Annotated in this window: 22 protein-coding genes; 7 read left to right on the top strand and 15 right to left on the bottom strand. The window is 69.1% G+C overall.

The window, feature by feature from the left end; genetic code table 11:
• Nucleotides 1–90: 90 nt before the first annotated feature.
• Entirely contained in the window at nucleotides 91–1,698 is a 1,608-nt protein-coding gene (locus tag ACEN9H_RS07410) for a protease pro-enzyme activation domain-containing protein (protein ID WP_413674257.1), read from the top strand.
• Here the strand turns inward: ACEN9H_RS07410 and ACEN9H_RS07415 are convergent, their stop codons facing one another.
• Together ACEN9H_RS07415 and ACEN9H_RS07420 are read right to left on the bottom strand one after the other, a co-directional pair.
• On the bottom strand, nucleotides 1,699–2,415 hold the full coding sequence (locus tag ACEN9H_RS07415) for a LytR/AlgR family response regulator transcription factor (RefSeq protein WP_413674258.1): 717 nt from the start codon (nucleotides 2,413–2,415) through the stop codon (nucleotides 1,699–1,701).
• A gap of 7 nt (nucleotides 2,416–2,422) precedes the next feature.
• Nucleotides 2,423–3,496 carry a sensor histidine kinase gene (locus ACEN9H_RS07420; RefSeq protein WP_413674259.1) on the bottom strand — a complete coding sequence of 358 codons (1,074 nt, stop codon included), beginning with the start codon at nucleotides 3,494–3,496 and terminating at the stop codon, nucleotides 2,423–2,425.
• A 90-nt stretch (nucleotides 3,497–3,586) separates the two neighbouring features.
• On the opposite strand from ACEN9H_RS07420, the gene ACEN9H_RS07425 reads away from it, so the two are divergent.
• Nucleotides 3,587–3,898, top strand: a complete 312-nt coding sequence (locus tag ACEN9H_RS07425) for a hypothetical protein (RefSeq protein WP_371764404.1) — start codon at nucleotides 3,587–3,589, stop codon at nucleotides 3,896–3,898.
• A gap of 55 nt (nucleotides 3,899–3,953) precedes the next feature.
• Here the strand turns inward: ACEN9H_RS07425 and ACEN9H_RS07430 are convergent, their stop codons facing one another.
• Genes ACEN9H_RS07430 through ribA form a run of 4 tightly spaced genes read right to left on the bottom strand, consistent with a single transcriptional unit; the run spans nucleotide 3,954 to nucleotide 7,696 of the window.
• On the bottom strand, nucleotides 3,954–4,601 hold the full coding sequence (locus ACEN9H_RS07430) for a dihydrofolate reductase family protein (protein ID WP_371764405.1): 648 nt from the start codon (nucleotides 4,599–4,601) through the stop codon (nucleotides 3,954–3,956).
• 19 nt (nucleotides 4,602–4,620) lie between these two features.
• Entirely contained in the window at nucleotides 4,621–5,589 is a 969-nt protein-coding gene (locus tag ACEN9H_RS07435) for an FHA domain-containing protein (protein WP_056137095.1), read from the bottom strand.
• Nucleotides 5,586–7,010, bottom strand: coding sequence for a S1C family serine protease (locus tag ACEN9H_RS07440; protein ID WP_413674260.1), 1,425 nt, complete (start codon nucleotides 7,008–7,010; stop codon nucleotides 5,586–5,588). Before ACEN9H_RS07440 ends, ACEN9H_RS07435 begins: the two co-directional genes overlap by 4 nt.
• Before the next feature lie 38 nt (nucleotides 7,011–7,048).
• Nucleotides 7,049–7,696, bottom strand: a complete 648-nt coding sequence (gene ribA, locus ACEN9H_RS07445; RefSeq protein ID WP_056137096.1) for a GTP cyclohydrolase II — start codon at nucleotides 7,694–7,696, stop codon at nucleotides 7,049–7,051.
• A gap of 215 nt (nucleotides 7,697–7,911) precedes the next feature.
• Here ribA and ACEN9H_RS07450 point away from each other — a divergent pair, with 215 nt between their 5' ends.
• A complete protein-coding gene (locus ACEN9H_RS07450; protein ID WP_413674261.1) occupies nucleotides 7,912–10,197 on the top strand; it encodes an ATP-binding protein in 2,286 nt (761 codons plus the stop codon).
• Here the strand turns inward: ACEN9H_RS07450 and ACEN9H_RS07455 are convergent.
• The 7 genes from ACEN9H_RS07455 to ACEN9H_RS07485 form a co-directional block, all read right to left on the bottom strand.
• The gene (locus ACEN9H_RS07455) at nucleotides 10,170–12,338 is read right to left on the bottom strand and encodes a putative bifunctional diguanylate cyclase/phosphodiesterase (RefSeq protein ID WP_413674262.1); all 2,169 of its coding nucleotides are present in this window, start codon (nucleotides 12,336–12,338) and stop codon (nucleotides 10,170–10,172) included. The genes ACEN9H_RS07450 and ACEN9H_RS07455 overlap by 28 nt on opposite strands.
• Nucleotides 12,339–12,418: 80 nt before the next feature.
• Complete coding sequence (locus ACEN9H_RS07460) at nucleotides 12,419–14,050, bottom strand: family 43 glycosylhydrolase (RefSeq protein ID WP_413674263.1); 1,632 nt, start codon at nucleotides 14,048–14,050, stop codon at nucleotides 12,419–12,421.
• 102 nt (nucleotides 14,051–14,152) lie between these two features.
• Entirely contained in the window at nucleotides 14,153–15,778 is a 1,626-nt protein-coding gene (locus ACEN9H_RS07465; RefSeq protein ID WP_413674264.1) for a hypothetical protein, read from the bottom strand.
• A complete protein-coding gene (locus ACEN9H_RS07470; RefSeq protein ID WP_156404005.1) occupies nucleotides 15,778–17,202 on the bottom strand; it encodes a glycosyltransferase family 2 protein in 1,425 nt (474 codons plus the stop codon). The genes ACEN9H_RS07465 and ACEN9H_RS07470 overlap by 1 nt, the downstream gene beginning before the upstream one ends.
• Nucleotides 17,199–18,293, bottom strand: coding sequence for a HEAT repeat domain-containing protein (locus ACEN9H_RS07475; protein WP_413674265.1), 1,095 nt, complete (start codon nucleotides 18,291–18,293; stop codon nucleotides 17,199–17,201). The genes ACEN9H_RS07470 and ACEN9H_RS07475 overlap by 4 nt, the downstream gene beginning before the upstream one ends.
• A 10-nt stretch (nucleotides 18,294–18,303) precedes the next feature.
• A complete protein-coding gene (locus ACEN9H_RS07480; protein ID WP_056137104.1) occupies nucleotides 18,304–18,684 on the bottom strand; it encodes a response regulator transcription factor in 381 nt (126 codons plus the stop codon).
• Between the two features lie 134 nt (nucleotides 18,685–18,818).
• The gene (locus ACEN9H_RS07485; protein ID WP_056137105.1) at nucleotides 18,819–19,520 is read right to left on the bottom strand and encodes a pirin family protein; all 702 of its coding nucleotides are present in this window, start codon (nucleotides 19,518–19,520) and stop codon (nucleotides 18,819–18,821) included.
• 155 nt (nucleotides 19,521–19,675) lie between these two features.
• Between ACEN9H_RS07485 and ACEN9H_RS07490 the strand changes: the two genes are divergently transcribed.
• On the top strand, nucleotides 19,676–20,113 hold the full coding sequence (locus ACEN9H_RS07490; RefSeq protein WP_413674266.1) for a MarR family winged helix-turn-helix transcriptional regulator: 438 nt from the start codon (nucleotides 19,676–19,678) through the stop codon (nucleotides 20,111–20,113).
• 12 nt (nucleotides 20,114–20,125) lie between these two features.
• Here the strand turns inward: ACEN9H_RS07490 and ACEN9H_RS07495 are convergent, their stop codons facing one another.
• On the bottom strand, nucleotides 20,126–20,539 hold the full coding sequence (locus tag ACEN9H_RS07495; protein WP_371764416.1) for an ester cyclase: 414 nt from the start codon (nucleotides 20,537–20,539) through the stop codon (nucleotides 20,126–20,128).
• Nucleotides 20,540–20,603: 64 nt separating this feature from the next.
• Nucleotides 20,604–20,813, bottom strand: a complete 210-nt coding sequence (locus ACEN9H_RS07500) for a DUF3820 family protein (protein ID WP_056137110.1) — start codon at nucleotides 20,811–20,813, stop codon at nucleotides 20,604–20,606.
• A 52-nt stretch (nucleotides 20,814–20,865) separates the two neighbouring features.
• Between ACEN9H_RS07500 and ACEN9H_RS07505 the strand changes: the two genes are divergently transcribed.
• From ACEN9H_RS07505 to ACEN9H_RS07515, 3 genes are all read left to right on the top strand, one after another.
• On the top strand, nucleotides 20,866–21,288 hold the full coding sequence (locus ACEN9H_RS07505) for a DUF1810 domain-containing protein (protein WP_413674267.1): 423 nt from the start codon (nucleotides 20,866–20,868) through the stop codon (nucleotides 21,286–21,288).
• Between the two features lie 93 nt (nucleotides 21,289–21,381).
• A complete protein-coding gene (locus tag ACEN9H_RS07510; RefSeq protein ID WP_413674268.1) occupies nucleotides 21,382–22,875 on the top strand; it encodes an NYN domain-containing protein in 1,494 nt (497 codons plus the stop codon).
• A 214-nt stretch (nucleotides 22,876–23,089) separates the two neighbouring features.
• The gene (locus ACEN9H_RS07515; RefSeq protein WP_371768117.1) at nucleotides 23,090–23,518 is read left to right on the top strand and encodes a hypothetical protein; all 429 of its coding nucleotides are present in this window, start codon (nucleotides 23,090–23,092) and stop codon (nucleotides 23,516–23,518) included.
• The last annotated feature ends 14 nt before the right edge of the window (nucleotides 23,519–23,532 follow it).

A 23,532-nucleotide genomic window follows, 5' to 3' on the forward strand; every position in this document is an offset into this window, starting at 1 on the left:
ATTGGCGCCAATCAAGAGTCAACCCACCCCGAGGCGCACACTGACAAATGGTGCCCGGACCGGCCGGGCCATCTTCCAGCGAGGTGAATCATGGTCAAACTCCAGGGCAGCGTGCCCGCAACCAGCGCCGACATGCGGTCCCTCGGACCGGCGCCGGACGACGAACGCATCGACGTCACCGTGTTCGTGCGCCGCCGCGCGCCGCTTGCGCCCCATTCGCTCGACGCGAAACCGGGGCAGCGGCGCTATCTCACGCGCGCTGAATTCGCCGCGCAGCACGGCGCCAGCGATGCCGACCTCGACGCCGTCGCCGCGTTCGCGCAGCGCGCCGGGCTCGTCGTCGTCGAGCGCCGGCCGGCCGCGCGCAGCATCGTCCTGTCCGGCACGGCAGGCCAGGTGACCGCCGCGTTCGGCACGGCGATCGAGCGGGTCGAGCACGCGGCCGGGATCTCGCGCCGCCGCACCGCGCCCGTGCACGTGCCGCCCGAGCTGGACGGCATCGTCGAAGGCGTGTTCGGCATCGACGACGTCCCCATCGCGAAGCCGCATTTCAAGTTCTCCAAAGAATCCGCGCAGGCCGCGATGCTGGCCTCGATGTCACCCGGCGCCGAGCCGTCCGACGCGCAGGCTGCATCCGGCTTCACGGGCATCGACATGGCGAAGCTGTACGACTTTCCGACCGGCCTGGACGGCAGCGGCCAGTGCATCGCCATCATCGAACTGGGCGGCGGCTACCGCAGCACCGACCTGAAAGCCTATTTCAAGAGCCTCGGCCTGCCGGCGCCGCATGTGACGGCCGTGTCCGTCGACGGCGGCAAGAACAGCCCGTCGCTGCCGTGGAGCGCCGATGCCGAGGTCATGCTGGACATCGAGGTCGCGGGCGCCGTCGCGCCGAAGGCCGACATCGCCGTGTATTTCGCGCCGAACAGCGAGCAGGGCTTCGTCGATGCGATCGCGGCCGCCGTCCACGACGACGTGCGCAAGCCGTCCGTGATCTCGATCAGCTGGGGCGCGCCGGAATCGGAATGGACGGACCAGGGCCTGGCCGCGATGGACCAGGCGTTCGAGGCCGCGGCCGCGCTGGGCGTGACGGTGTGCTGCGCGGCGGGCGACGCCGGCGCGCACGACCAGAACCCGCAGAACGGTACGCCGGACGGCCTCGCGCATGCGGACTTCCCCGCGTCGAGCCCGTACGTGCTGGGCTGCGGCGGCACGCGCCTGACGGTCAGCGGCCACACCATCACCAGCGAGACCGTGTGGAATGACGATCCCACCACCAGTGCGACGGGCGGCGGCGTCAGCGACAAGTTCGCGCTGCCGTCCTGGCAGGCGGATGCGCGCGTGCCGGCGTCGATCAACCCGGGCGGACGCGTCGGGCGCGGCGTGCCGGACGTGGCCGGCAATGCGTCGCCGGCGACGGGCTACCGGGTGCGGGTCGACTTCCTGACGACCACGATCGGGGGCACGAGCGCCGTGTCGCCGTTGTATGCGGGGCTCGTCGCGCTGCTGAACCAGAAGCTGCCGCAGCACGTGGGCTGGCTCAATCCGCTGCTGTACGGCCCGCTGGCGGGCAGCGGCGCGATGCGCGACATCACGAGCGGCGACAACGGCGGTTATGCGGCCGGGGCGGGCTGGGATGCGTGCACGGGCTGGGGCGTGCCCGTCGGCTCGACGCTGCTGGCCGCACTCGAAAGCTGATCACCCCAACCGCGCCATCACGTCGGCGCGGTACTGGCGGCTGCACGGCACCCGTGCGCCGCCGCGCAGCAGCAATTCGCCGTCGCCCTTGTCCAGCGTGACCACCCGTTCGATCCACCCGACTTGTACGGCGGCGCGCCGGTGACAGCGAATAAAGCCGGCGCCGAGCCGGTCGACGAGGCCGGCGAGGGTCTGGCGCAGCAGCGGGCTGCCCGCGGCCGTGTGCAGCACGACGTAGTTGTCGGCCGTCTCGATCCACTGGATGTCCGCGACGCGCACGATACGCGTGACGCCGCGTTCACTCACAAGCAATTGCTCCAGCGGCGAGCGCGGCAGCGCGGCCGGCTGCCCGTCGGCGCCGGCCGCTAACTTCCGACGCAGGCGCGCCAGCGCGCGCGCGAGGCGGTCGCCGTCGTAGGGCTTGAGCAGGTAATCGATGGCGTCGCAGTCGAACGCCTGGCACGCGTAGCGTTCGTACGCCGTCACGAACACGATGAGCGGCGCCGGTTCCGGCAGGGATGCCGCCAGTTCGATGCCGGACAGCTCGGGCATCTCGATGTCGAGCAGCAGCGCGTCCGGGCGGAAGCTGGCGATCCGCTCCAGGGCAGCGATGCCGTCGGCCGCCTCCTCGACGGCCGTGATGCCGTCCTGCTGCGCGAGCAGGTGGCGCAGTTTTAGGCGTGCAGGGCGCTCGTCGTCGACGATCAGCAGACGCATACGAACCTCAGCAAGGCAACCTCATCACGGCGCGCACGCCCCCTTGCGGCCGCGCCGTGATGTCGAGCCGGCCCGCGTCGCCGTACAAGGCCTGGATACGGGCGCGCAGGTTCGACAAGCCGATGCCGCCGGGGCGTTCCGTCGCGGCCAGCTTGCCGGCATCGTCCTCGACGCCCAGCACAAGCTCGTCGCCCTCGCGGCGGACGGAGACGGCGATGTGCGTCTGCCCGCGGCGCCGCTCGACCGTGTGCTTGAACACGTTTTCCAGCAGCGGCTGCAGGCTCATCACGGGCACTTCGCGGTCGAGCAGCGCATCGTCGACCTGCCACGCGATGGCAACGCGGTCGGCGAAGCGCTCGGCCATCACGTCCGCGTATCCGCGCGCGAGGCGCAGCTCGGTGGCGAGCGGCGCCGCGTGGCGGTCGCCCAGGGCCAGTGTTTCGCGCAGCACGTCGGCCAGCTGGGTCAGTGTCGCGTCGGCGCGGGCCGGGGCGGTCCAGATCAGTGCCGACACCGTGTTCAATGCGTTGAACAGGAAATGCGGCTGCATCTGCTGGCCCAGCCGCTGCAATTGCGCCTGGCGCAGCAGGGTGTTCGAACGTTCCGCGCGCAGCCGCGCGTCGAGCAGGGCGCGGTAGGACTGCACGCCGAAGCGGATCGCCATGAACAGGCCGAAGAAGATCGTGATCTTCATCGATTCGTACAGGAACAGCTGCGGCACGGGGTCGTGCCGGTAGGTTTCGCCGACGAGCGCATATACGCCATGGCGCAGGCCGAAGGCGAGGGGGACGAAGGCGATCCAGTACATCGACAGCCAGCGCGCCTGCCGCGCGAACCAGCGCCAGGGCGTGCCGAGCAGGTGATCGTCCGTGTGCGACCAGCGCAGCTGCACGAGGGCGAGCAGGGTCACGACGAGCGCCGACGAGCCCTCCCACAGCAGCGGTTTCCAGATCGCGTGGCTGTGCTCGTTGCGCATGAAGTCCTGCACGGCGACGAGCATCATCAGGATCCAGAACAGGATCCACGCGGACACGAAGACGGCGTTGCGGCGCAGGAAGGTCATGCGGGGATGATCGGCCATCCTCGGGTGATTGTCAAAAGGCACAGGTGCGTCGCGGCCGCCGCGCTTCTGCTAACGTCGAGCCGATCAAACCAACCCCAGGAGAAAGCCATGGAACGTTTCCTGTTCGTGTACCACGGCAAACCGGGCGCCGATGCGGATACGCGCCACGATTTGTCGCGCTGGGCCGCGTGGTTCGACGGCATGGGCTCGCGCGTCCTCGAGCGCGGCAGCCTCACGCACAGCGCCGTCGACGTGCCGCGCCGCCTGCTCGGGCCGAAGGAATCCGCCAGTTCGCTGTGCGGCTATTCGGTCGTCGAGGCGGCGGATTTCAACGAAGCCGTCGAGATCGGCGAGCGCTGTCCCATCTTCGACGAGGGCGGCTCGGTCGAGATCGCGCGGCTGACGATCCCGCTGTCGTAACGTTTGCCCCGTCGTTCCCGCCTGCGCGGGGGCGACGTGCCAGCGTCGCAGGATCTTAGTCCTTGCTCAACACCACATGCGTGGCCGCCTCCGTCGCCACATGCCCGGCGACCTTGAACCCGAGCGCGGGCAGGTCGATGCCGGCCAGCAGCGCTTCGCCGGATCCCAGCAGCACGGGCGAGATGGCCAGGTGCATCTCGTCCACGAGACCCGCCTGCAGGTATTGCCGGATGGTCGATACGCCGCCGCCCAGGCGCACGTCCTTGCCGCCCGCGGCTTCTTTTGCGCGGGCGAGGGCGGCCTCGATGCCGTCCGTGACGAAGTAGAAGGTCGTGCCGCCCTTCATTTCGAGCGGGGGCCGGGCGTGGTGCGTGAGCACGAACACGGGCACATGGTAGGGCGGCTCGTCGCCCCACCAGCCTTTCCACTCGTCGTCCGGCCACGGGCCGCGCACGGGACCGAACATGTTGCGGCCCAGGATCCACGCGCCGACATTCTCGAAGCCGCGCGCGGCGAAGTCCTCGTCCGGACCATCGGTTCCCTTCGATGCATCGCCCAGCATGCGCTGGAACGTGCGCGTGCCGCGGAACCATTGATGCAAGCCGCCGGCGGCTTCGCCCATCGGATTCTGCAGACTCTGGTTCGGGCCGGCGCCAAAGCCGTCGAGGGAAATGGAAAAGCTCTGGACCTTCAGTCTGGACATCGTTCGTCTCCTCCGTGCGTCAATCGTTGATCTCGTCGTCGCCCGGCTTGCGCCCGCGGCTGCGGTCGAGCGGGCCCTTCATCGCTTCCACGTCGCGCATGAACTCGTCCACGCCATGGTCGGGGCTCACGCGGATGGCGGGCGGCATCAGCACGGACATGTACAACTCGTCCGATAGACGGCCCGTGCGCTGCACATTGCCAGCCAGAATCAGCCCGGAGCATAGCACGGCAAGGCCGGCGCAGACCCAGCGGTAGCGGGTGCGATTGCGGGGGCGAATCGTGCACAGGTGAAAATAAATCATCCCGGCCAGCAGCACCGTCGCGACGTGCGAGGCGTAATGCGTGAACCCTTCGGCGGACAAGGCGTAGCCGAGCGTGCTGCCCAGCAGCGCATAGCCGGCGAGGGCCGCGGCGCCGCAGCCGAACACGAACACGTGCCGGCCCAGCCGCGCGTGGCGCGCGAACAGCCGGTTGGCGCACGCCCAGATGCCGCCCCACAGCAGCGCGGCCGCGAGTCCGCCCGCGAGCGCCTCTGCGTAGCGCGCCAGCTGGAAATATTCCGTGTCGCTGAGCCAGCGCGCCAGCAGGGCCACGCCGCCCGCGAGCGCCAGGCCCGCGGCGGCGGGCAGCACCCCTTCCCAGCCGTGGAACGTGCGGTCGAGGAGTTCCGGCACGACGGGGAAGTCGGCCGCGCGCACGCGCAGCGCCGTGTGGCCGATACGGACGACCGTGCCGCCCGTCAGCTCGGCGTCCTGCCGGCGCTTGCCCTGGATGACGATGCCGTTGCGGGTGCCCAGGTCGTGCAGCAGCAGCCGGCCGGATGCATCCTGCTCGACGACGGCGTGCGCCGCGGCCGCGTAGTCGTCGTCGAGGATCACGTCGTTGTCGTAGCCGCGCCCGATGCGGATCGGCAGGCCGTCGACGCGCTGGCGGTGCAGCACGTCGCCGTTCCTGGCCAGCAGCTCGACGAACCATGGGCCGTTCATCTGCGGCTCCGTCCAAGTGCCGCTAAAAATGCCCGCGTCGCGCGCATGCCGTTCTCGTACGAGACGCCCGCCAGGTCGAGCCGGCTCTGCAGGCTGGCGTGCGGATCGTCCGTGCTGGCGGCCAGCAACGTGAAGTTGTACAGCCCGGCGAACTTGCGGTAGGCGCGCACGCATGTCACGGCGCGCACGGGCAAGGTCGCCGTGTGCACGAACATCTCGGCGCAGGCGGGCCGCGTCAGGCGCGTGTCGCGGCCGGTGCCGATGCTGTCGACGCGAAACCGGCTGCTTGCCAGCACGGCGAACTGCAACGGGTGCAGGGAACTCGAACGGAGCACCTGGTGCGTCATCGACACGTGGCCCGTCTGCTGCGTATCCGACACGTAGATCGCCGCTTCCATCGCGCAGCTGACGGAGTCGACCGTGTACTCGGCCTCGGCGCGGAAGTTCGAGCGGCCCCAGCAGCGCAACTGCTGCGATTCGCGCACGGGCACCTGGTACGGCCCCATCGCGCGCATCGACAGCGGCTCGGCCAGCAGGCGGTCGATCAGCGCGCGCTGGTGCGCCAGCAACTGCTGCCCGATCAGCGGATTGAAATCCTTGGGCGGATGCGGCTGTGCCGACGCCTGCCGCAGCAGCGCCTGCGCATACTTGATGGGCACGAGGAAGCTGACCAGCTCGCCGTCGCGGCGCTTGGAGACGTTCACGCCCGCCACGACGCCGGCCGCAGTCACGCTGGGCCCGCCGCTCATCCCGGAGTTGATGGGGCCCGTGAAAATCAGCTGCTCGTAGAAGCTGCGCGTGACGATGCCGTTGTACGAGCCTTCCGAGATCGCGAAGCCGAGGTCGAGCGGATTGCCGAGCGAATACAGGTACTGGCCCTGCACGAGTTTCACGGGCTTGTCGCCGACCTGGAAAAAGCCCGTGCCGTTGCGGTTCACGCGCACGACGGCCAGGTCGTGCAGCACGTCCACCGCAAGCAGTTCGATGGGGCCGCTCTTGCCGTCCGTGTCGACGTATTCGCCGAGGTAGACGTCAGGGTCGAGCGCCATCTGCGACACGACGTGGTAATTGGTCAGCACGAGGTTGCCCGTGCCGACGAGGAAGCCGGAGCCGACGCTGGACTGGCTGCGGCCGTTGCGCAGCAACATGCGGATCTGCAGCAGGTCGGCGCTGGCGGCGGAATAGAGGGTTTGCGCGGCGCTGGAGGGCGTGGGCAGCGCGGCCGTTTCGTCCGTCTCGCCGGGGCCGGGCGCGGGTGGCGTCGTCGCGGGCGGCGTGGCGGGCGGGATCACGAGCGGCGGCTGCGGCGCCGGTTTCGCGCGCTGATCCGCCTTGCCCGCAGCACCGGCTAGTGAAGCGGCGGCAAGCGAAGCGGCGGCGCCGAAGAAGAGGGTGGCAAGGGCGGCGGATGGGAGGCGCATGGTGCCTCCATCTTGCCAGAACCGCCCGCGGCGAGGGATTACGCTTCGCCGTCGAGCACCGCTTCGGTGGCCGAGGTCATCATGTGACCCAGCTTGGCCTGCTTGGTGTTCAGGTAATTCTCGTTGTAGACGTTGCGGTTGACGAGCAGCGGCACGCGCTCGGCGACCTTGATGCCCAGCTTGCCGAGGGCGTCGATCTTGCGCGGGTTGTTCGTCATCAGGCGCACGGCCTCGATGCCGAACTGCTCCAGCATCGGCAGCACGAGTTCATAGTTGCGCGCGTCGGCGTGGAAGCCCAGCTGCAGGTTCGCCTCGACCGTGTCGGCACCGGCTTCCTGCAGGCGGTAGGCGCGAATCTTGTTCACGAGGCCGATGCCGCGGCCTTCCTGGCGCAGGTACAGCAGGATGCCGCGGCCTTCGTCGGCGATGCGGCGCAGCGCGGATTCCAGCTGGGCGCCGCAGTCGCAGCGCTGCGAGAACATCACGTCGCCCGTCAGGCATTCGGAGTGGATGCGCGCCAGCGGGGCGTCGCCCGTGGACAGGTCGCCCAGCGTCATCGCCAGATGCTCCTTGCCGGTCGAATGCTCGACGAACGCATGCAGGGTGAACTGCGCCCATGGCGTCGGCAGGGAGCACGACGTGACGTAGTCGACGAGGTTGGACGGCGCGGTGGCATTGTCTTGCATGGCTTTTCCTGGGCGATAGCGCGAATAATGGTTACGTAACAGGCGAGTTTACCGGAAATCGGACATGGCCGTGTAATCGGCCCCTTCGCGGCCCCTCCGCCTCTCCATCCGATATGGGTGCTGCTGGTCGGAAATACAACAATGCATCCCGGGTGTTCACGTGGTGCAACACAATTCCCGCACGGAATCTTGGCTGTGCTAGGCTCCAAATCGCCATGCCAAATCCCCTGAAATCCATCCGCCGCCTGCTCCCGCGCGCCCTCGGCGCCTGGCTCGCCCTCGCTTTCGTGCTGCTGTCCGTCGTCCTCACGCTGGTGCTGACGTCCATCATCGAACGCAAGTCGGCGGAACAGGTGCAGACGAGCATCGGCCACGGCCTGGCCGAGCTGGCGATGCAGACGTCCGACAAGCTGGAACGCGGCATGTTCGAACGTTACCGCGAGGTGGGCCTGCTGGCCCGGCGCCGCGTGCTGGCCGAAGGGCAGCCGCAGGAGCGCCGCCGCGCCACGCTGGACGGCATCCAGCACAGCCTCGGTTACTACAGCTGGATCGGCCTGGCCGGCCTGGATGGCAAGGTGCAGGTCTCGGCCGAGGGCTTGCTGGAAGGCGCGGACGTGTCCAAGCGCCCGTGGTTCCGCAATGCCCTGCGCGGCATCCACGCGGGCGACGTGCACGAAGCCGTGCTGCTCGCGCGCTACCTGCCCAGGCAGGACGAGCCCTGGCGCTTCGTCGACGTCGCCTTTCCCTACGTCGACGACGAGGGCGTGACGCGCGGCGTGCTGGGCGCGCACCTGTCCTGGCAATGGGCGCGCGACGTCGAGCGTTCCGTGATGGCCGGGATTGCCGCAAGGCGCCAGGTCGAGGCGTTGATCGTGGATGCGGACGGCAACGTGCTGCTCGGACCGGCCGACGTGACGGGCCGGCGCCTGACCCTGCCGAGCCTGAAGGCGGCCCATGCGCAGCGGCGCGGCGGCTACGTCGTCGAGACGTGGCCGGACGGCCGTTCGTACCTCGTCGGCTACCAGTTGGGCCACGGCTACGGCGCGTATCCCGGCCTGGGCTGGACCGTGCTCGTGCGCCAGAACGTCGACGACGCGTTCGCCCCCGTGCGCCGCCTGCGCGAATACGGCCTGGCCTCCGGCGTGGTGCTGGCGGGCGCGTTTTCGCTGGCGGGCATGTGGCTGGCGCGCCGCATCACGCGGCCGCTGGGCGACCTGGCCGACGCCGCGCAGCGCATCCGCGCGGGCGAGACGACCCCCATCGAAATCCGGCGGGGCGGTTATGCGGAGGTGCGCGCGCTGGCCACCACGCTGAACGCCCTGGTGGCGAACCTCGTGCGGCGCCGGCGCGCGCTGGAAGACTTGAACGCGACGCTGGAAGCGCGCGTCGCCCAGCGCACGCGCGAGCTGGAACAGGCCCTGGCGAGCGTGCGCGCCAACGAGCAGCGCATCGCCACCATCATCGAGACGGCGCAGGACGCCTTCGTCGGCATCGACATGCGCGGCCGCATCTGCGACTGGAACTCGGCGGCCGAGAAGATGCTCGGCTGGTCGCGCGACGAGGCGCTGGGGCGCGTCGTCTCGGAACTCGTGATGCCGGAGCGCTTCCGCGCCCGCTCGCGCGAACTGCTTTCCGGCTTCCTCGAGACGGGCGAACTGGACATCCTCGGCCAGCGCGTCGAACGCATCCTGCTCGCGCGCGACGGCCGCGAAATCCCCGTCGAAATGACGCTGGGCCTGGCCGGCACGGGCGACGGCCTGTTCTTCTCCGCGTTCGTGCACGACATCTCGGCGCGCAAGGAAGTCGAACGGATGAAGGACGAATTCGTGTCGACCGTGTCGCACGAACTGCGCACGCCGCTGACGGCGATTTCGGCGTCGCTGGCGCTGCTGGCCGACGGCATGGCGGGCGAGCTGCCGCCCGATGCGAAAGGCCTCGTCGACGTCGCCAACGCGAGCTCGGGACGCCTCGTGCGCCTGGTCGGCGACGTGCTGGACATCCAGAAGATGGACGCCGGCAGCATGGCGTTCGAGAAGGAAGTGCAGCCCCTGCTGCCGCTGGCGGAGGATGCCGTCGCCGCGATGCAGAGCTTCGCCACGCAGTCCGGCATCGAACTCTCGTGCGTGGCGGCGCCCGGCGCGGAACACGCGCGCGTGGACGTCGACCGCGACCGCCTGGCCCAGGTGCTCACGAACCTGCTGTCGAACGCGATCAAGTTTTCCGAGCCGGGATCTACCGTGCGCACGCAGGTCGAAGCGGGCGCGGAGCACGTGCGCCTGGCCGTGGCCGACGAAGGCGCGGGCATTCCGGAAGCGTTCCGCGAGCGCGTGTTCCAGCGCTTCGCCCAGGCCGACGGCGCCGATTCGCGCCGCCAGGGCGGCACGGGCCTCGGCCTGTCGATCTGCAAGACGATCGTCGAGGAACTCGGCGGGAATATCTGGTTCGACAGCGCCGAGGGCATCGGCACCACGTTCTACGTCGAACTGCCGCTCGCGGCCTGAGCCTGAGCGCGGCCGTAGCGCCGCTCGAATTCGTCCATGGCGACGGGACGGCCCAGCAGATAGCCCTGCATCACGTCGCAGCCGTGCGCGGCCAGGAACGCGTGCTGCGCATCCAGTTCGACGCCTTCGGCGATCGTCGCCAGGTGCAGCTTGCGTGCCAGTGCGATGATCGCTTCGACGATCGACGACGCGTTCGGGTCGTGGTCGACGTCCTGCACGAACGAGCGGTCGATCTTCAGCGCCGCCAGCGGAAACCGGGCCAGGTAGGCCAGCGACGAATAGCCGGTGCCGAAATCGTCCAGCGCGAAGTGCACGCCGAGCCTGCGCAGCTGCTGCATGCGGTCGACCAGGTCGTCCGGGTTGCGCGCGAAGACGCTCTCCGTCAGTTCCAGCGTGAGGCGGTCGGCGGGCGCGCCCGTCGCGGCCAGCAGGGTGGCGACGGCGTGCGGGAAATCCGGGTCGCGCAACTGGTGCACGCTGATGTTCACCGCGAGCTTCAACGTGGCGAGATGCGGCGCCCTGGCCCAGCGCGCGAGCGCGTGGCAGCCCTGTTCCAGCACGTCCATCCCGAGCGCGGCGATCAGGCCGCCGGATTCGGCCGCGCCGATGAATTCGCCCGGGGCCACCAGTTCATCGACGCCGCGTTGCCAGCGCACGAGCGCCTCCGCGCCGACGAGACTCCCGTCGTGGCCGAACTGCGGTTGGAAGTACAGCACGAACTGGCGCCGCGCGAGGCCCGTGCGCAACGCGGCCGACAGCGCGGCCCGGCGGTCGACGGCCGCCTGCATGCCGGGATCGAAGAAGCGCAGCGTGTTGCGGCCCTCTTCCTTGGCGCGGTACATCGCGAGGTCGGCCTGGCGCAGCAGCGCGTCGATGCTGGTGGGCGCACCGTCGAACAGGGTGACGCCGATGCTCGGGCTGCTGGCGCATTGGCGCCCGGCCAGGTCGAAGGGCTCGCCCAGTACGTCGAGGATCTTGCGGCCCACGGCATGGACTTCGACAGTCGCCTCGTCCGGGCTGGCGCCCAGGTTTTCCAGCACGATCACGAACTCGTCGCCGCCCAGGCGCGCCAGGTGATCGCCTTCGCGCAGCGCCCGGCGCAGCCGCCGCGCCACCTCGCGCAGCAGCAGGTCGCCGACGTCGTGCCCCATCGTGTCGTTCAGCAGCTTGAAGTTGTCGAGGTCGAGGAACAGCAGGGCGCCGTGGCGGCCCGCGCGGCCGTTGCGCGCGAGGATCTGCCCCAGCTCGTCGATCAGGAAGCGCCGGTTCGGCAGGCCCGTCAACTGGTCGAAGTACGCCAGTTCGTGGATGCGGTGTTCGACCTGCTTGCGTTCCGTGAGGTCGGTATTCGTGCCGGACAGGCGCAGCGCCTTGCCGGCGCCGTCGCGCAGGATGAAACCGCGGCTCAGCACGGGGACGTAGTGGCCGTCGCGGTGGAGCAGGCGGAATTCGATGCTGTAGGCCTGGCGCGGGCCGGCCAGCAGGTCTTCCAGGAACGCGGCCACCCAGGCGCGGTCCTCGGGATGCGTCAGGCGCACCCATGCCTCGGGATCGGCCCGCATCTCGCCGGGCACGTAACCGAGCATTTCCCAGTAGCGCGCCGAGTAATAGAGTTCGCCCGTGACGAGGTCCCAGTCCCACGGCGCATCGGTCGAGCCCTGCAGCGCGAGACGCATGCGCTCCTCGGACTTGTGCAGCGACTGTTCCGCGTCCTTGAGGGCCGTGCAGTCCGTGAAGCAGACGACGACGCAGTGGATGGCGCCATGCTCGTCGCGCTCCGGATACGCGTTGCAGATCGCCCAGCGCACGTCGCCGTGGGCCGGGCGGGACACGCCGACGACGAAGTCCGACACCTTGGCGCCCGTGCGCAGCACCGCGTTCACGGGATATTCGGAGGGCGGCATGCGCGAGCCGTCCGCGCGCACGAAATGCCAGGCGTCGTCGCCGCCCGGCGCTTCCTGCGCCTCGCACTCGGTGCGCCCGAGCAGCGCCAGCGCCTGGCGGTTGGCCGCCACCACGCGGCCCGCGGCATCGTGCATCACGACGCCGGCCGGCAGGTGGGCGAGCAGATCGTCGAAGCGGCGCTGGGCGTCGTCGGGGACGTCGCCGGCGCGGCGGGTGCTTGGCGGGTTCGCTGTCATGTGGACTTTTGGTTACGATTCCCGCGCATGCTAGCAGTTCCGGAACACCCGTGGCGCGCGCCCGGGCCGCTTTTGTCGCGTCAACCCGACGGCAGCGCGTGGTAGCGGAAATCACGCAGGCGCACGGTTCCTTTGCCCGCCGCGTACACGCCCACTTTCAGGCTCAAGAAGCCACCGAACACGTTGTGGTGGATGCCAGACACTTCCATGCGCGTGCCGTGCAGGATCCATGTCTTGCCGCCGTCGAACGAGTAACGGAAGGTCACCACGTTCGCATCGTTCGTCAGGCGCACGCGCACGCTGGAAATCGCTTGCGGACGCCGCGCCCACGGCTGCTCCTCGGCGTACTGGTACGTCTTGACCGTATCCGGCGTGAAGCCCACGCCGACGAATGCCTTCGGGTTGTAGTACAGGAGCAGGCCGCCCTCGGCCGGGCCGACCAGGTCGAGGGTGATCTCGGCCTCGTACGACCGGTCGCCGACGCCGCACGTGAGCGGCGTGCTGTCGGCCGGCATCGACCCCTTGCCCCGGATTTCCAGTCCGCCGTTAGCGAAGCGCACGCGCGTCATCTCGTCCGGCGCCGGGTCGTGGAACGACCACTGGACGCCGAAGCGGTCCCTGGAAAAGTCGTCGGACAGCGCGAAGCCGTTCGGCCCCGCCTTGCCGCCGCGCGGCTTCCTGATCGGCTTCGAGAGGTCGCCGCCGGTCGCGCGGAACCAGCCGTCGGCCGTCCATTCCATCGGCTCGAGCAAGGTCTGGCGGCCCAGGGTGCGGTAGCCGTTCTCGTAGCCGTGGTAGATCATCCACCAGTCGCCGCCCGGTCCTTCGACGAGCGAGGCGTGGCCGCGCGACCACCACGGTTCATTGGTGCTGGTCGTGCGCACGAGCGGGTTGTGCGGGCAGTGCTCCCACGGCCCGTCGATCGACTTCGAGCGGGCCGCGATCACCATGTGGCCCGTCACCGGACCGGCCGTGCCGCCCACCGCCGTGATCAGGTAGAAGTAGTCGCCATGGCGCAGCAGCTTCGGGCCTTCCGGCGCGAAGTTCTCCGTGACCCAGTCTTCCGGATAGCGCCACGGTTGATAGGCCGGTTCGACGGCGCCGGCGGTCGCGAGGCCGTCGTCCGTGAGGCGGATGCGGCGGATGCCGTTGACGAACAGGTAGCGCTTGCCGTCTTCGCCCACGACGTGGCCCGGGTCGATGCAGCCCGAGATTTTCAGGTCGACCGGGTCGCTCCACGGCCCCTCGATGCGGTCGGCCCAGATGGCGTAGATCGACCACGCATTGCCGTCCGGCGCGGCCGGGATGTAGATGAAGTAGCGGCCGTCGTGCTTGCACAGGTCGAGCGCCCAGATCGTGCCCAGCGGCTTTTTCAGGGCCGGGCCGACGGGCGCCCAGTTCACGAGATCCGTCGAATGCCAGATCACGATGCCCGGGTACGAGAAGAAGGACGAGAAGGTCATGTAATAGTCCTTGCCGTCCTTGAGGATCGTCGGGTCCGGGTGGTCGCCCGCGATGATCGGGTTGACGTACGTGCCGTCGCCGCGGTCGGCCTTGCGCTGGCCTTCGATGCCGCGGCCCCAGCCCGGGAAGGCGGGCGCGCAGGCGGCGGTTCCGGATGCAGCGGCTTGCGCGGGCAGGATGGGGAGCGATGCGGCGCCGGCGCCGGCCAGCAGGGTTTTGAAGGCGTTGCGGCGGGATGGGTTGGTCAAGCGGGTCTCCAGGTCTTGTGCGTGATGATCGTCGTCAAGATTATATGAAAACGATTTCATAGACAAGGCCGGCCGGCGCCTGCCGCAGTTGACGCGAAGCCGTTACCGCAGCTCGTGGACGGCGATGCCGCCGAAGCCGTCCCACGCGCCGAATTCCGCTTCCAGGCCGGGCAGCAGGCGCAGCAGGGCGGCCTTGTCCTTGTGGAAGGTGGTGGCGCTGCCGTCGATGTCGCGCGTCGATTGCAGGCGGTACAGCCGGGCATCCTTTGCGGCGAGCGGCTGGCGCAGCAGGGCCAGCACCTGGCGGCCGGCGACGTCCACGGTCAGCAGGTCGCCGGGACCGTCCGCGGCCCGCACGTAGCGGCGCTGGACTTCCGAATCGATGGGCCCCGCTTCGAGCGCGATGCGCACCCGGCGGCCGTGGGCGCCGGCCCAGTCGAGGAACGGGATCGCGAAATCGACGATCTGCTCGCGGTCGGTGCGGTAATCCATCACGGCGAGGGCGTCCGCGTGGGGCGCCAGCGCATCCAGCAGCGCCTGGTTCTTGCCCCACCAGAACGGCACGACGAATTCCACGCGCAGCGTCTCGCCGGCCGCCGCTTTCACGGCGCGTGCCATGTCGATATAGGCGGCGTCGCGCCTGGCCGCGGGCAGCACGTTGTCCGGCAGCAGATAGGGCTCCACGTCGAACTGGACGCCGCGCAAACGGGCTTCCGGAGGCTGCGCGGCGTTGTAGGCCGCATAGGCCTGCACGCGCTTCGCGACGGCCGGGATGGCGTCCGCCAGCACCATGTGCGGGTCGCCGTCGACGCTATGGATGCCGATGCCCCTGGCGCCCGCCTGGCGCACGAACGCGGCCAGCAGGTCGGGCGCGCGCACGGCGGCGCCGTCCTTCAGCGGCACCGTGACGAACAGTTCGCGGATGCCCTGGGCCGCGGCCCAGTCGAGCAGGGCGGGGCCGCCGTCGATCCAGTCGCCGGGGCGCCAGACCCACGTCGAACGGGGTGCCGGTGCGGACGCCGCGGCCGGTTCCAGCGCGAGCGAGTCCACGTCGATGCCTGCCTGCGATGCGGGGCACAACAGCACGAACTGGCGCCAGCCGGCGCGGTCCAGTCGCGCCGGCAGCACGAAGTGCGCGGCCTTCGCGTTCGGCGCGGCGGTGCCCAGGTCGAACGCGTCGTCGCGCGCGCGGCGGGCCTCGTCGGCCACTTGCCACGTGAACGATCCGCCTTGCGCCGTCCAGGTGGCGGCCAGCAGCGCGTTCGCGCGCGTCATGAACCACGGGCCCGTGAGGATCACGCCGGCGGCGCGCTGGCCGGGGCGGCAGGTCACTTGCAGGCGGCCGTCCGTCAATGTCGCCTGCACGCGTTCCTCGACGCCGAACGTGCGTGCGCGCATGCGCGCCAGCAGGTTCGCGTGAAGAGGCATCGGTCCAGGACGTTCCGGACCGGATTTCGACGACGGCAGTTCGTGCTCGCTGACGGCGAAGCGGCCGTCGGCCACGTTGCCGTGCAGGAGAATGGTGTTCTCCGGGGTCTCGCCGGGCGCGAGCGGGTACACCGTCTCGACCTGCGCGCCGGGCGGCAGCGCCACGCTCGTGCAGCCCGGCCTGCGGGGCTGGTCGTCGACGACGTAGCGCACCTTGCCGTCGGCGGCGCACTGGTGCAGCGTGGCGGCGTGGGCCGGCAGGGACATGGCGAGCAGGGGCAACAGGAATCGATGGATCATCAGGGACCTTTCGGCGTGCTGGCCTGCCAGTCGCCCTTGCGCTTCATCGTACCCCACGTCGATTCCTTCTGCATGACCCAGCGCCACAGGCCGATCAGGCGCCACATCGTGTTGAGTTGCCGGTAGCCGAGGTTCTCCAGCAGCACGACGGCAGCCAGCGCCAGCAGCTGTTTGCCGCGCGGGTAGATGTGGAAGGACATCTCTTCCAGCAGCAGCCCCGAGGCCGACAGCAGGATGCCGAGGCCGATCGCGACGAACATGAACGTGGTGAACGCCTGCCACGAGATCTCGCCCGTGAGGAACGACCAGGTCATGAAGATGTAGCCGCCCACTTCGACGAGGGGGCCGAGCCACTCGAACAGCAGCATGAACGGGAAGGCGAGCCAGCCCGGCACGCCGCCGTTGCGCGAAAACATCAGGCCCCAGTTGGCGTTCAGGCTCTCGGCCAGGCCGCGCTGCCAGCGGATGCGCTGGTTTTTCAGCGTCTTGTAGTCTTCCGGCGCCTCGGTCCAGCACACGGGATCGGGCACGAATTCGACCTTGTACGGCTGGCGCTTCTCGCGCAGCAGGCGGTGCATGCGGACGATCAGTTCCATGTCCTCGCCGATCGTGTCGGGACGGTAGCCGCCCGCCATGATCACGGTGTCCTTGCGGAACACGCCGAACGCGCCGGAGATGATCAGCATGCCGTTCACGGACGACCAGCCGAGCCGCCCGAACAGGAACGCGCGCAGATATTCCACGACCTGGAACAGCGCCCACACGTTCTTCGGCAGGCCGACCTTCGTGAGGAAACCGCCCGTCACTTCGCAGCCGTTGGCCACGCGGATCGTGCCGCCCGTCGCGACGACGGTCGGGTCGCGCAGGAACGGCTCCGTGACCTTTTCCAGGCTGTCGCGCTGCAGGATCGAGTCGGCGTCCACGCCGCACACGAGCGGGTAGCGCGAGGCGTTGATGCCCGCGTTCAGCGAGTCGGCCTTGCCGCCGTTGTCCTTGTCGATCACGCGCAGGTTCGGGAAGCGCGTGGAGCGGTAGACCTGGCGGATGTCCTTCGTCCTGATCTGGCGGCGGTAGGCTTCGGGGAAGGGCAGCAGGCCGAATTCGCGCTTCAGCACGGCGAGCGTGTCGTCCTTCGAGCCGTCGTTCACGACCAGCACTTCGTATTCGGAATACGTCAGCTGCAGCATCGAGCGCACCGAGGCCGCGATCGTCGCTTCCTCGTTATACGCGGGCACGAGGATGCTGACGGGCGGCTCCAGGCCGGAATAGGCGCGCGGCAAATCGTCGAGCATCTCTTCCTGGCCCTTGCGGTGCAGCGTGCGCAGCGACAGCATGTTCAGCACGAGGTAGCCGCCGTTGAGCAAGATGAAGTAGCACAGGACGAACCAGGTGACGAACTGGATGAGCAGGTGGTGCGTCATCATGCGGTCCTTTCGGCGATGACCTGGCCCAGGATGTCGGCGGCGAAGCGGTCGGTGAGCGATGCCCGCAGGGCGTCGAGTTGGGCGCGCCCCAACCAGGGCAGGTCGACGATGGCCTGCGCGGCGCGGTAGCGCACCCACCACTCGCGGTCGGCCAGGAGGGCGGTGAGGCGGTCGACGTCGGATGCCTCGCCGATGCGGCCCAGCGCCTTGGCGGCCAGCACGCGCACCTGCCAGTCCGCATGCGCGAGCAGGCCGCGCACCTGGTCGCGCAGGCCGGGCGTGGCGACGATGCGCAGCGCGGCCGTCACGAGTTCGAGATCGGCGCTGGCGAGGGCGGCGGACAGCGTGTCCGCGGGCAGGTCGATGCGCAGCGCTTCGGCGATGCGCAGCGCGCGCGGCAAACGCGCCGGCGGCAGCGCCGGCAGCAGGTCCGCCAGCACGCCGGCGACGGGCGCGCTCGCTTCCTTCAGGATGCCGGCCACGTGCGACATCGCCCAGTCGTCGCGCGCGACGAACAGCGGCGTGAGGTAGTCCGCGGCCGCGTGCGGATCGATGCGCACGAGCGCCCACAGCGCGGACAGCGACAGGGTCACGTCGGGGCTTTCGGCCAGCGCGCGCAGGGTGTCCCACGAGTCGCGGTCGCCCAGGTGGCCCAGGAGAAGCGTCGCGAGCAGGCGTTCCGTGCGCGGGCCGCGCGCGAGCATGGCGCGCGCGTCGCGCTCCACGCCGAGGCGGCGCGCGACGTCGTTCAGGGCGGCGCCCGCTTCGCCGCGCAACGAGGCCTGCAGATGGACCCACAGCTTGATGAAGTGCGGACGCTCCGCCTTGCCGAGCGACGGCAGCGTTGCGGGCGTCTCGCCGACGATGGCCGCATTCAGGACGGGACGCCAGCGCGCCAGCGCGCGCGCGGCGCGGCGTTCGCGCCGGCGCAGGGCCATGCGCAGGCGGATGATCTGCGCGCCGAGGAGCAGGGTCAGGAGGAGGGCGCCGATGCCCGTCCAGTACGCCGCCGCCAGGACCGGATCGGCGGGCGCCGTGAACGCGGCCGCCAGCGCGTGGGTGGGAATTTCGCCTCCCGTCGGCAGGATCATGCGGACGGGTTCACGACACTGCGAGGAAGCGGCGCAGGCGCGCCAGCAATTCCTGCGGCTGGAACGGCTTGATGATGAAGTCGTTGGCGCCGGCGTCGAGGGCGCGCACGGTGTCGCGCTCCGTGTTCTTGGCGGTCAGCATGAGGACGGGGACGGCTTCCCAGCCGGCCTGCGCGCGGATCAGGCCCACGATCTCGAACCCGTCCACGTACGGCAGCATCACGTCCAGCAGCACGAGGTCCGGCGCCGGCTGCGACACGACGTGCTGGACGGCGGCGCGGCCGTCGGCCACATGGATGACGCGATAACCCTGGCGCTCGAGCATGAAGCCGAGGACGTGGGCGATGTGGACGTCATCCTCGACGACGAGGACGCTGGGTTGTGCGCTCATGTTGTTGGAGTCGAAAGTTGCTGTAGGGCTTCATTATACCGGGGGCATTTAACATTCGACGCGCGATTGTGGCGGGCGCACGACTACCAACGGCCGCTTTTTTGCGACCCGTTGGCAGTCTGGCACGCAGCCGGTCAGGCCGGCAGGTCGAACAGCAGGAGTTCCGCCGCCTCGGCCTTGTCGAACACGACCCGTTCCTCGCCACCGATCTTGAGCGCATCGCCATCCTTCAGCGGCACGCCGTTGACCGTGACGTCGCCGCGGATCACGTGGACGTAGGCCAGGCGCTCGCTGTCGAGCGCATGTTCGACCTTGTCGCCTTCGTCCAGGATGGCGGCGTAGATCGACGCGTCCTGGTGGATCAGCACGGTGTCCTGGCGGCCGTCGCGCGAGGCGACCAGGCGCAGCTTGCCCTTCTTGCTGTCGGTCGAAAAATGCTTTTCCTCATAGCTGGGCGGGATGCCTTTCGTGTCCGGCTCGATCCAGATTTGCAGGAAGTGCACGGGATCCGTCTTCGACCCGTTGAACTCGCTGTGGCGCACGCCGCTGCCGGCGCTCATGCGCTGCACGTCGCCGTAGTGCAGCACGGAGCCGGTGCCCATGCTGTCCTTGTGTTCCAGCGCGCCGTCCAGCACGTACGAGATGATCTCCATGTCGCGGTGGCCGTGCGTGCCGAAGCCGGCGCCCGGGGCGACGCGGTCTTCGTTGATCACCAGCAGCGGGCCGAAGCCGCTGTGGCGCGGGTCGAAATAATCTGCGAACGAAAAGCTGTGCTTGGACATCAGCCAGCCGTGGTGGGCGGCGCCCCGTTCTTCGCTCCTGCGGACTTCCATCATGATCTGCTCCTTGTGTGTTCGGGTGTCGATGGAAGCCAGTATAGGGACAGCCTGCGCCGTTGAAAAACGAGTTATTTTCCGTTCTTGCATCGAAAAATTCGATGATGGTTCGGGCCGATGCGGTACACTCCCGCGGCCCCGTGTAAAGGAAAGCCATGACCCGCCCGAGCCCCGACGTCGTCGACCTTGCCGAAGCGCTGCGCAGCGCCGTGAGCGCGTTCGTGCGGTCCGTCCGCTACGACACGGACACGCCCCGTTCCGCCGGTTCGGACACGCTGGAACTGCTCGACCGTGGCGGCCCGGCGAACATCGCCGCGCTGGCCCAGGTCCGCAACGTCAAGCACCAGAGCATGCGCCTCGTGACGGCGCAGCTGGAAGAGGACGGTCTCGTCGAGCGCACGCCGGACCCGCAGGACGGCCGCAGCGTGCTGTTCGCCGTCACGGCGCAGGGCCGCGAGCGGCTGCGCGCGATGCGCGCCACGCGCGTCGCCCACATCGCGGACACCATCGCCGAGCGGCTGACGCCCGGCGAATGCGCCGAACTGCGCGCGGCCGTCCGCCTGATCGAGCGCCTGGGCGATCCGGCACGCTGAGCTTTTCCCCGATCAGCCCTGGCGCAGGCCGGCCAGCACGGCCGCCAGCGTGTTCACGCCCCAGTGCTCGGCGTAGCGGCCGTCCTCGACCCGGACGATGTCGATGACGTCGATCGCCACGTCGCGGCCCGTCGCGGCGACGCCCAGCAGCGTGCCCGTGTGGCGGCCGCGGATGGTCTTGCGCGACGTGACTTTCGCGCCTTCCGCCACCTGGTCGTGGATCTCGACCCGCAGGTCCGACAGCGCCGGGCGCAGCACGCGGTCGAACGTTTGCCACATGCTTTCCGGGCCATCCGCCGCGCCGGGCGGCGCCGTGCGGTTGACGAACGACGGCAGCATCAACGCCTCGAAGGCCGCGCGGTCGCCGCGCTCGATGACATCCAGGTTGAAACGGCGTACGACATCCTTCGGGTCTGCATGGGGCATGGGAATTCCTCGATCACTGTCCGACGGTGGACGCGTCCGATAATATACAGGCTGGACTGTATAGTCAACGCTTCAACGGATCGAGCAGGCTGCGCAGGTTATTGTGGTCGAGCTCGTACATGAGGGCGAGCAGCTCGCCCAGCTCGCCCTTGGGAAAGCCTTCGCGGGCGAACCAGCCCAGGTAGTGGCCGGGCAGGTCGGCGATCGTGCGGCCCTTGTACTTACCGTAGGGCATTTCGCGGGTGAGGAGGAGGGTGAGGTGTTCGGGTTTCATGGTGGCGCCACTTTAACAAACATGGCGTAGCATGCGGTCAGGAGGACACTCGATGGCAACCGACTTCAACCTCGAACGCTTCGTGGAAGCCCAGCACGGCGTCTACGACGCGGCGCTGGCCGAGCTGCGCGCCGGCCACAAGCGCACCCACTGGATGTGGTTCATCTTTCCGCAGATCGCGGGGCTGGGCCACAGCGCGATGGCGCAGCGCTACGCGATCCGTTCCGCCGACGAAGCCGCGGCCTATCTCGCGCACCCCGTGCTGGGCCCGCGCCTGCGCGCCTGCGCGACGGCCGTCGCGGGCCACGACGACCGCGGCGTCGACGAGATCTTCGGCCACCCGGACAACCTGAAATTCCATTCCTCGATGACCCTGTTTGCCGACGTCGCGCCCCACGAAGCGATCTTCCAGACCTGCCTGGACCAGTTCTTCGACGGCCGTCCCGACCCGGCCACGCTGGAGCGGCTGGGCTGACCGCGCGGACACCGGACGCGTCCGCGACGGCGCCGCCGACGTTGTTGCGTATAATCCGTGGTCAGCTTGTCTACCAACCACACAACAACACACATGGCTTCATCTCCAGACAATATCAGCATGGCGGTGTTCTGCGACTTCGAAAACGTCGCACTCGGCGTGCGCGATGCGAATTACGAGAAGTTCGACATCAAGCCCGTCCTCGAACGCCTGCTGCTCAAGGGCAGCATCGTGGTCAAGAAATCCTATTGCGACTGGGATCGCTACAAGGGCTTCAAGGCGACGATGCATGAAGCGAACTTCGAACTGATCGAAATCCCCCACGTGCGCCAGTCGGGCAAGAATTCCGCCGACATCCGCATGGTCGTGGACGCGCTCGACCTGTGCTACACGAAATCGCACGTGAACACGTTCGTGATCGTCTCCGGTGACTCGGACTTCTCGCCGCTCGTCTCCAAGCTGCGCGAGAATGCGAAACGGGTGATCGGCGTGGGCGTCAAGCAGTCGACGTCGGACCTGCTGGTCGCCAACTGCGACGAATTCATCTTCTACGACGACCTCGTGCGCGAACAGCGCCGCGCCGCCGCCAAGCGCGACGAGCGCAAGGCCCAGCCGCAGCAGGGCCGCCGTCCGTCGGACGAGAACAACCGCAAGCGCGAAGACATGGAAGCGCGCAAGCTGCAGGCGCTGGAGATGGTCGTCGAGACGTTCGACGCGCTCGTCTCGGAACGCGGCGACACCGGCAAGATCTGGGCCTCGCTGCTGAAGGACACGCTGAAGCGCCGCCGTCCGGACTTCTCCGAGACCTATTACGGTTTCCGCACGTTCGGCAACCTGCTGGAAGAGGCGCAGACGCGCGGCCTGTTCGAATTCGGCCGCGACGAAAAATCCGGCACCTATGTCTTCCGCGGCGCCAACGCCCAGGTCGACCTGCAGCCGGTCGATGCCGCGCCGCTGGAGCCGCCCGTCGAGCAGCCGCAGGTGGCGTCCGAGCCGGCTGCCCAGGAAGCCGGCGACGAACTGGCCGCGGAAACCCAGGGCGAGCAGCCGACGGAAATCCCGGCCGCCGCCCGCGAACCGCGCCGCCGCGGCGGCCGCGGACGCAAGGGCCGCGAAGGACAGGCATCCGCGCCTGCGCTGGAAGCGGTGCAGGACGCCGTGCCGGTTTCCGAGGAAGCCGCGATCGCCACCTGGCCCGCGCCGACGCCGGACCTGGCCGAGGCGCCTGAGCCTGTTGTTGCAGCCGAGGAACCCGTCGCCGCCGCCGAAGACGCGCCCGCGCCGGTGAAGGAACGCCGCCGCGCGACGCGCGCGCCGCGCAAGCGCAAGGAAGAGGCCGCCGGCACGGCCGTGACCGCGGAGGCAGTGGCGCAGGAAGACAGCGCCGCGGCGCTGGACGCGCAGGCTGCGGTCGCGGAAGCTGCGCCCGCCGAGTCCGTTGCGGCGGAAGGCGAGGACGAGGAGCTGGGCGCGAAATCGGCCCGCAAGAAGTCGGCCCGCCCGTCGCACAAGGCACCGTCGCGCAAGCCGGCCGCGCGCGCGCCGCGCCGGCCGGCCAAGCCGAAGACGCCGCCGGAGAACGGCTGATACACCGTCATTCCCGCGCACGCGGGAATCCATGCTGAATTTCCGGATTCGCGCGTCGGACAGGCCCGCAAGGCATCCGACGTAGCGATCTTCTGTCGCTCAGCATGGGTTCCCGCTGTCGCGGGAACGACGATTAGCTGCGCGCGCGTCCCATCCGGGCCTGTGCAATAATGACAATAACGCCCCCGCGTCCACTGTCATGCAAAGGCCCACCATGCGCACGCTCACCGGTCTCTTCGCCTGCCTCCTCGCCACCGCCGCGCTGCCGTCCCAGGCCGCCGCACCTTCCGCGGCGCATCCCTTGCTGGGCATCTGGATCCTCGCGATCCCGCAGCTCGGCTGTTCCGAGACGTACCACTTCCGCGGCGACGGCACCACGCTCGTGAAAAGCGCGGACGAAGTGTCGGAAAGCGAATTCACGGTCGCCGAACAGCCCAGCGCCAAGGGTTTTTATAAACTCGACGACAAGATCGTGAAGGACAACGGCAAGCAGGATTGCTCCGGCGAGATCATGAAGCCGGGCACGCGCGCCACCAACTACATCCGCTTCCACCCGTCCGGCGCGCGCTTCGTGATGTGCCGCGACGAGACGATGGAGGCGTGCATCGGGCCGTTCGAGCGGATGCCGGGGCAGGGGATCTAATATCAGGTATATTG

It is taken from the genome of Massilia cellulosiltytica (genome assembly GCF_047325105.1).
GTDB classification, from domain to species: Bacteria; Pseudomonadota; Gammaproteobacteria; order Burkholderiales; family Burkholderiaceae_D; genus Telluria; species Telluria orientalis.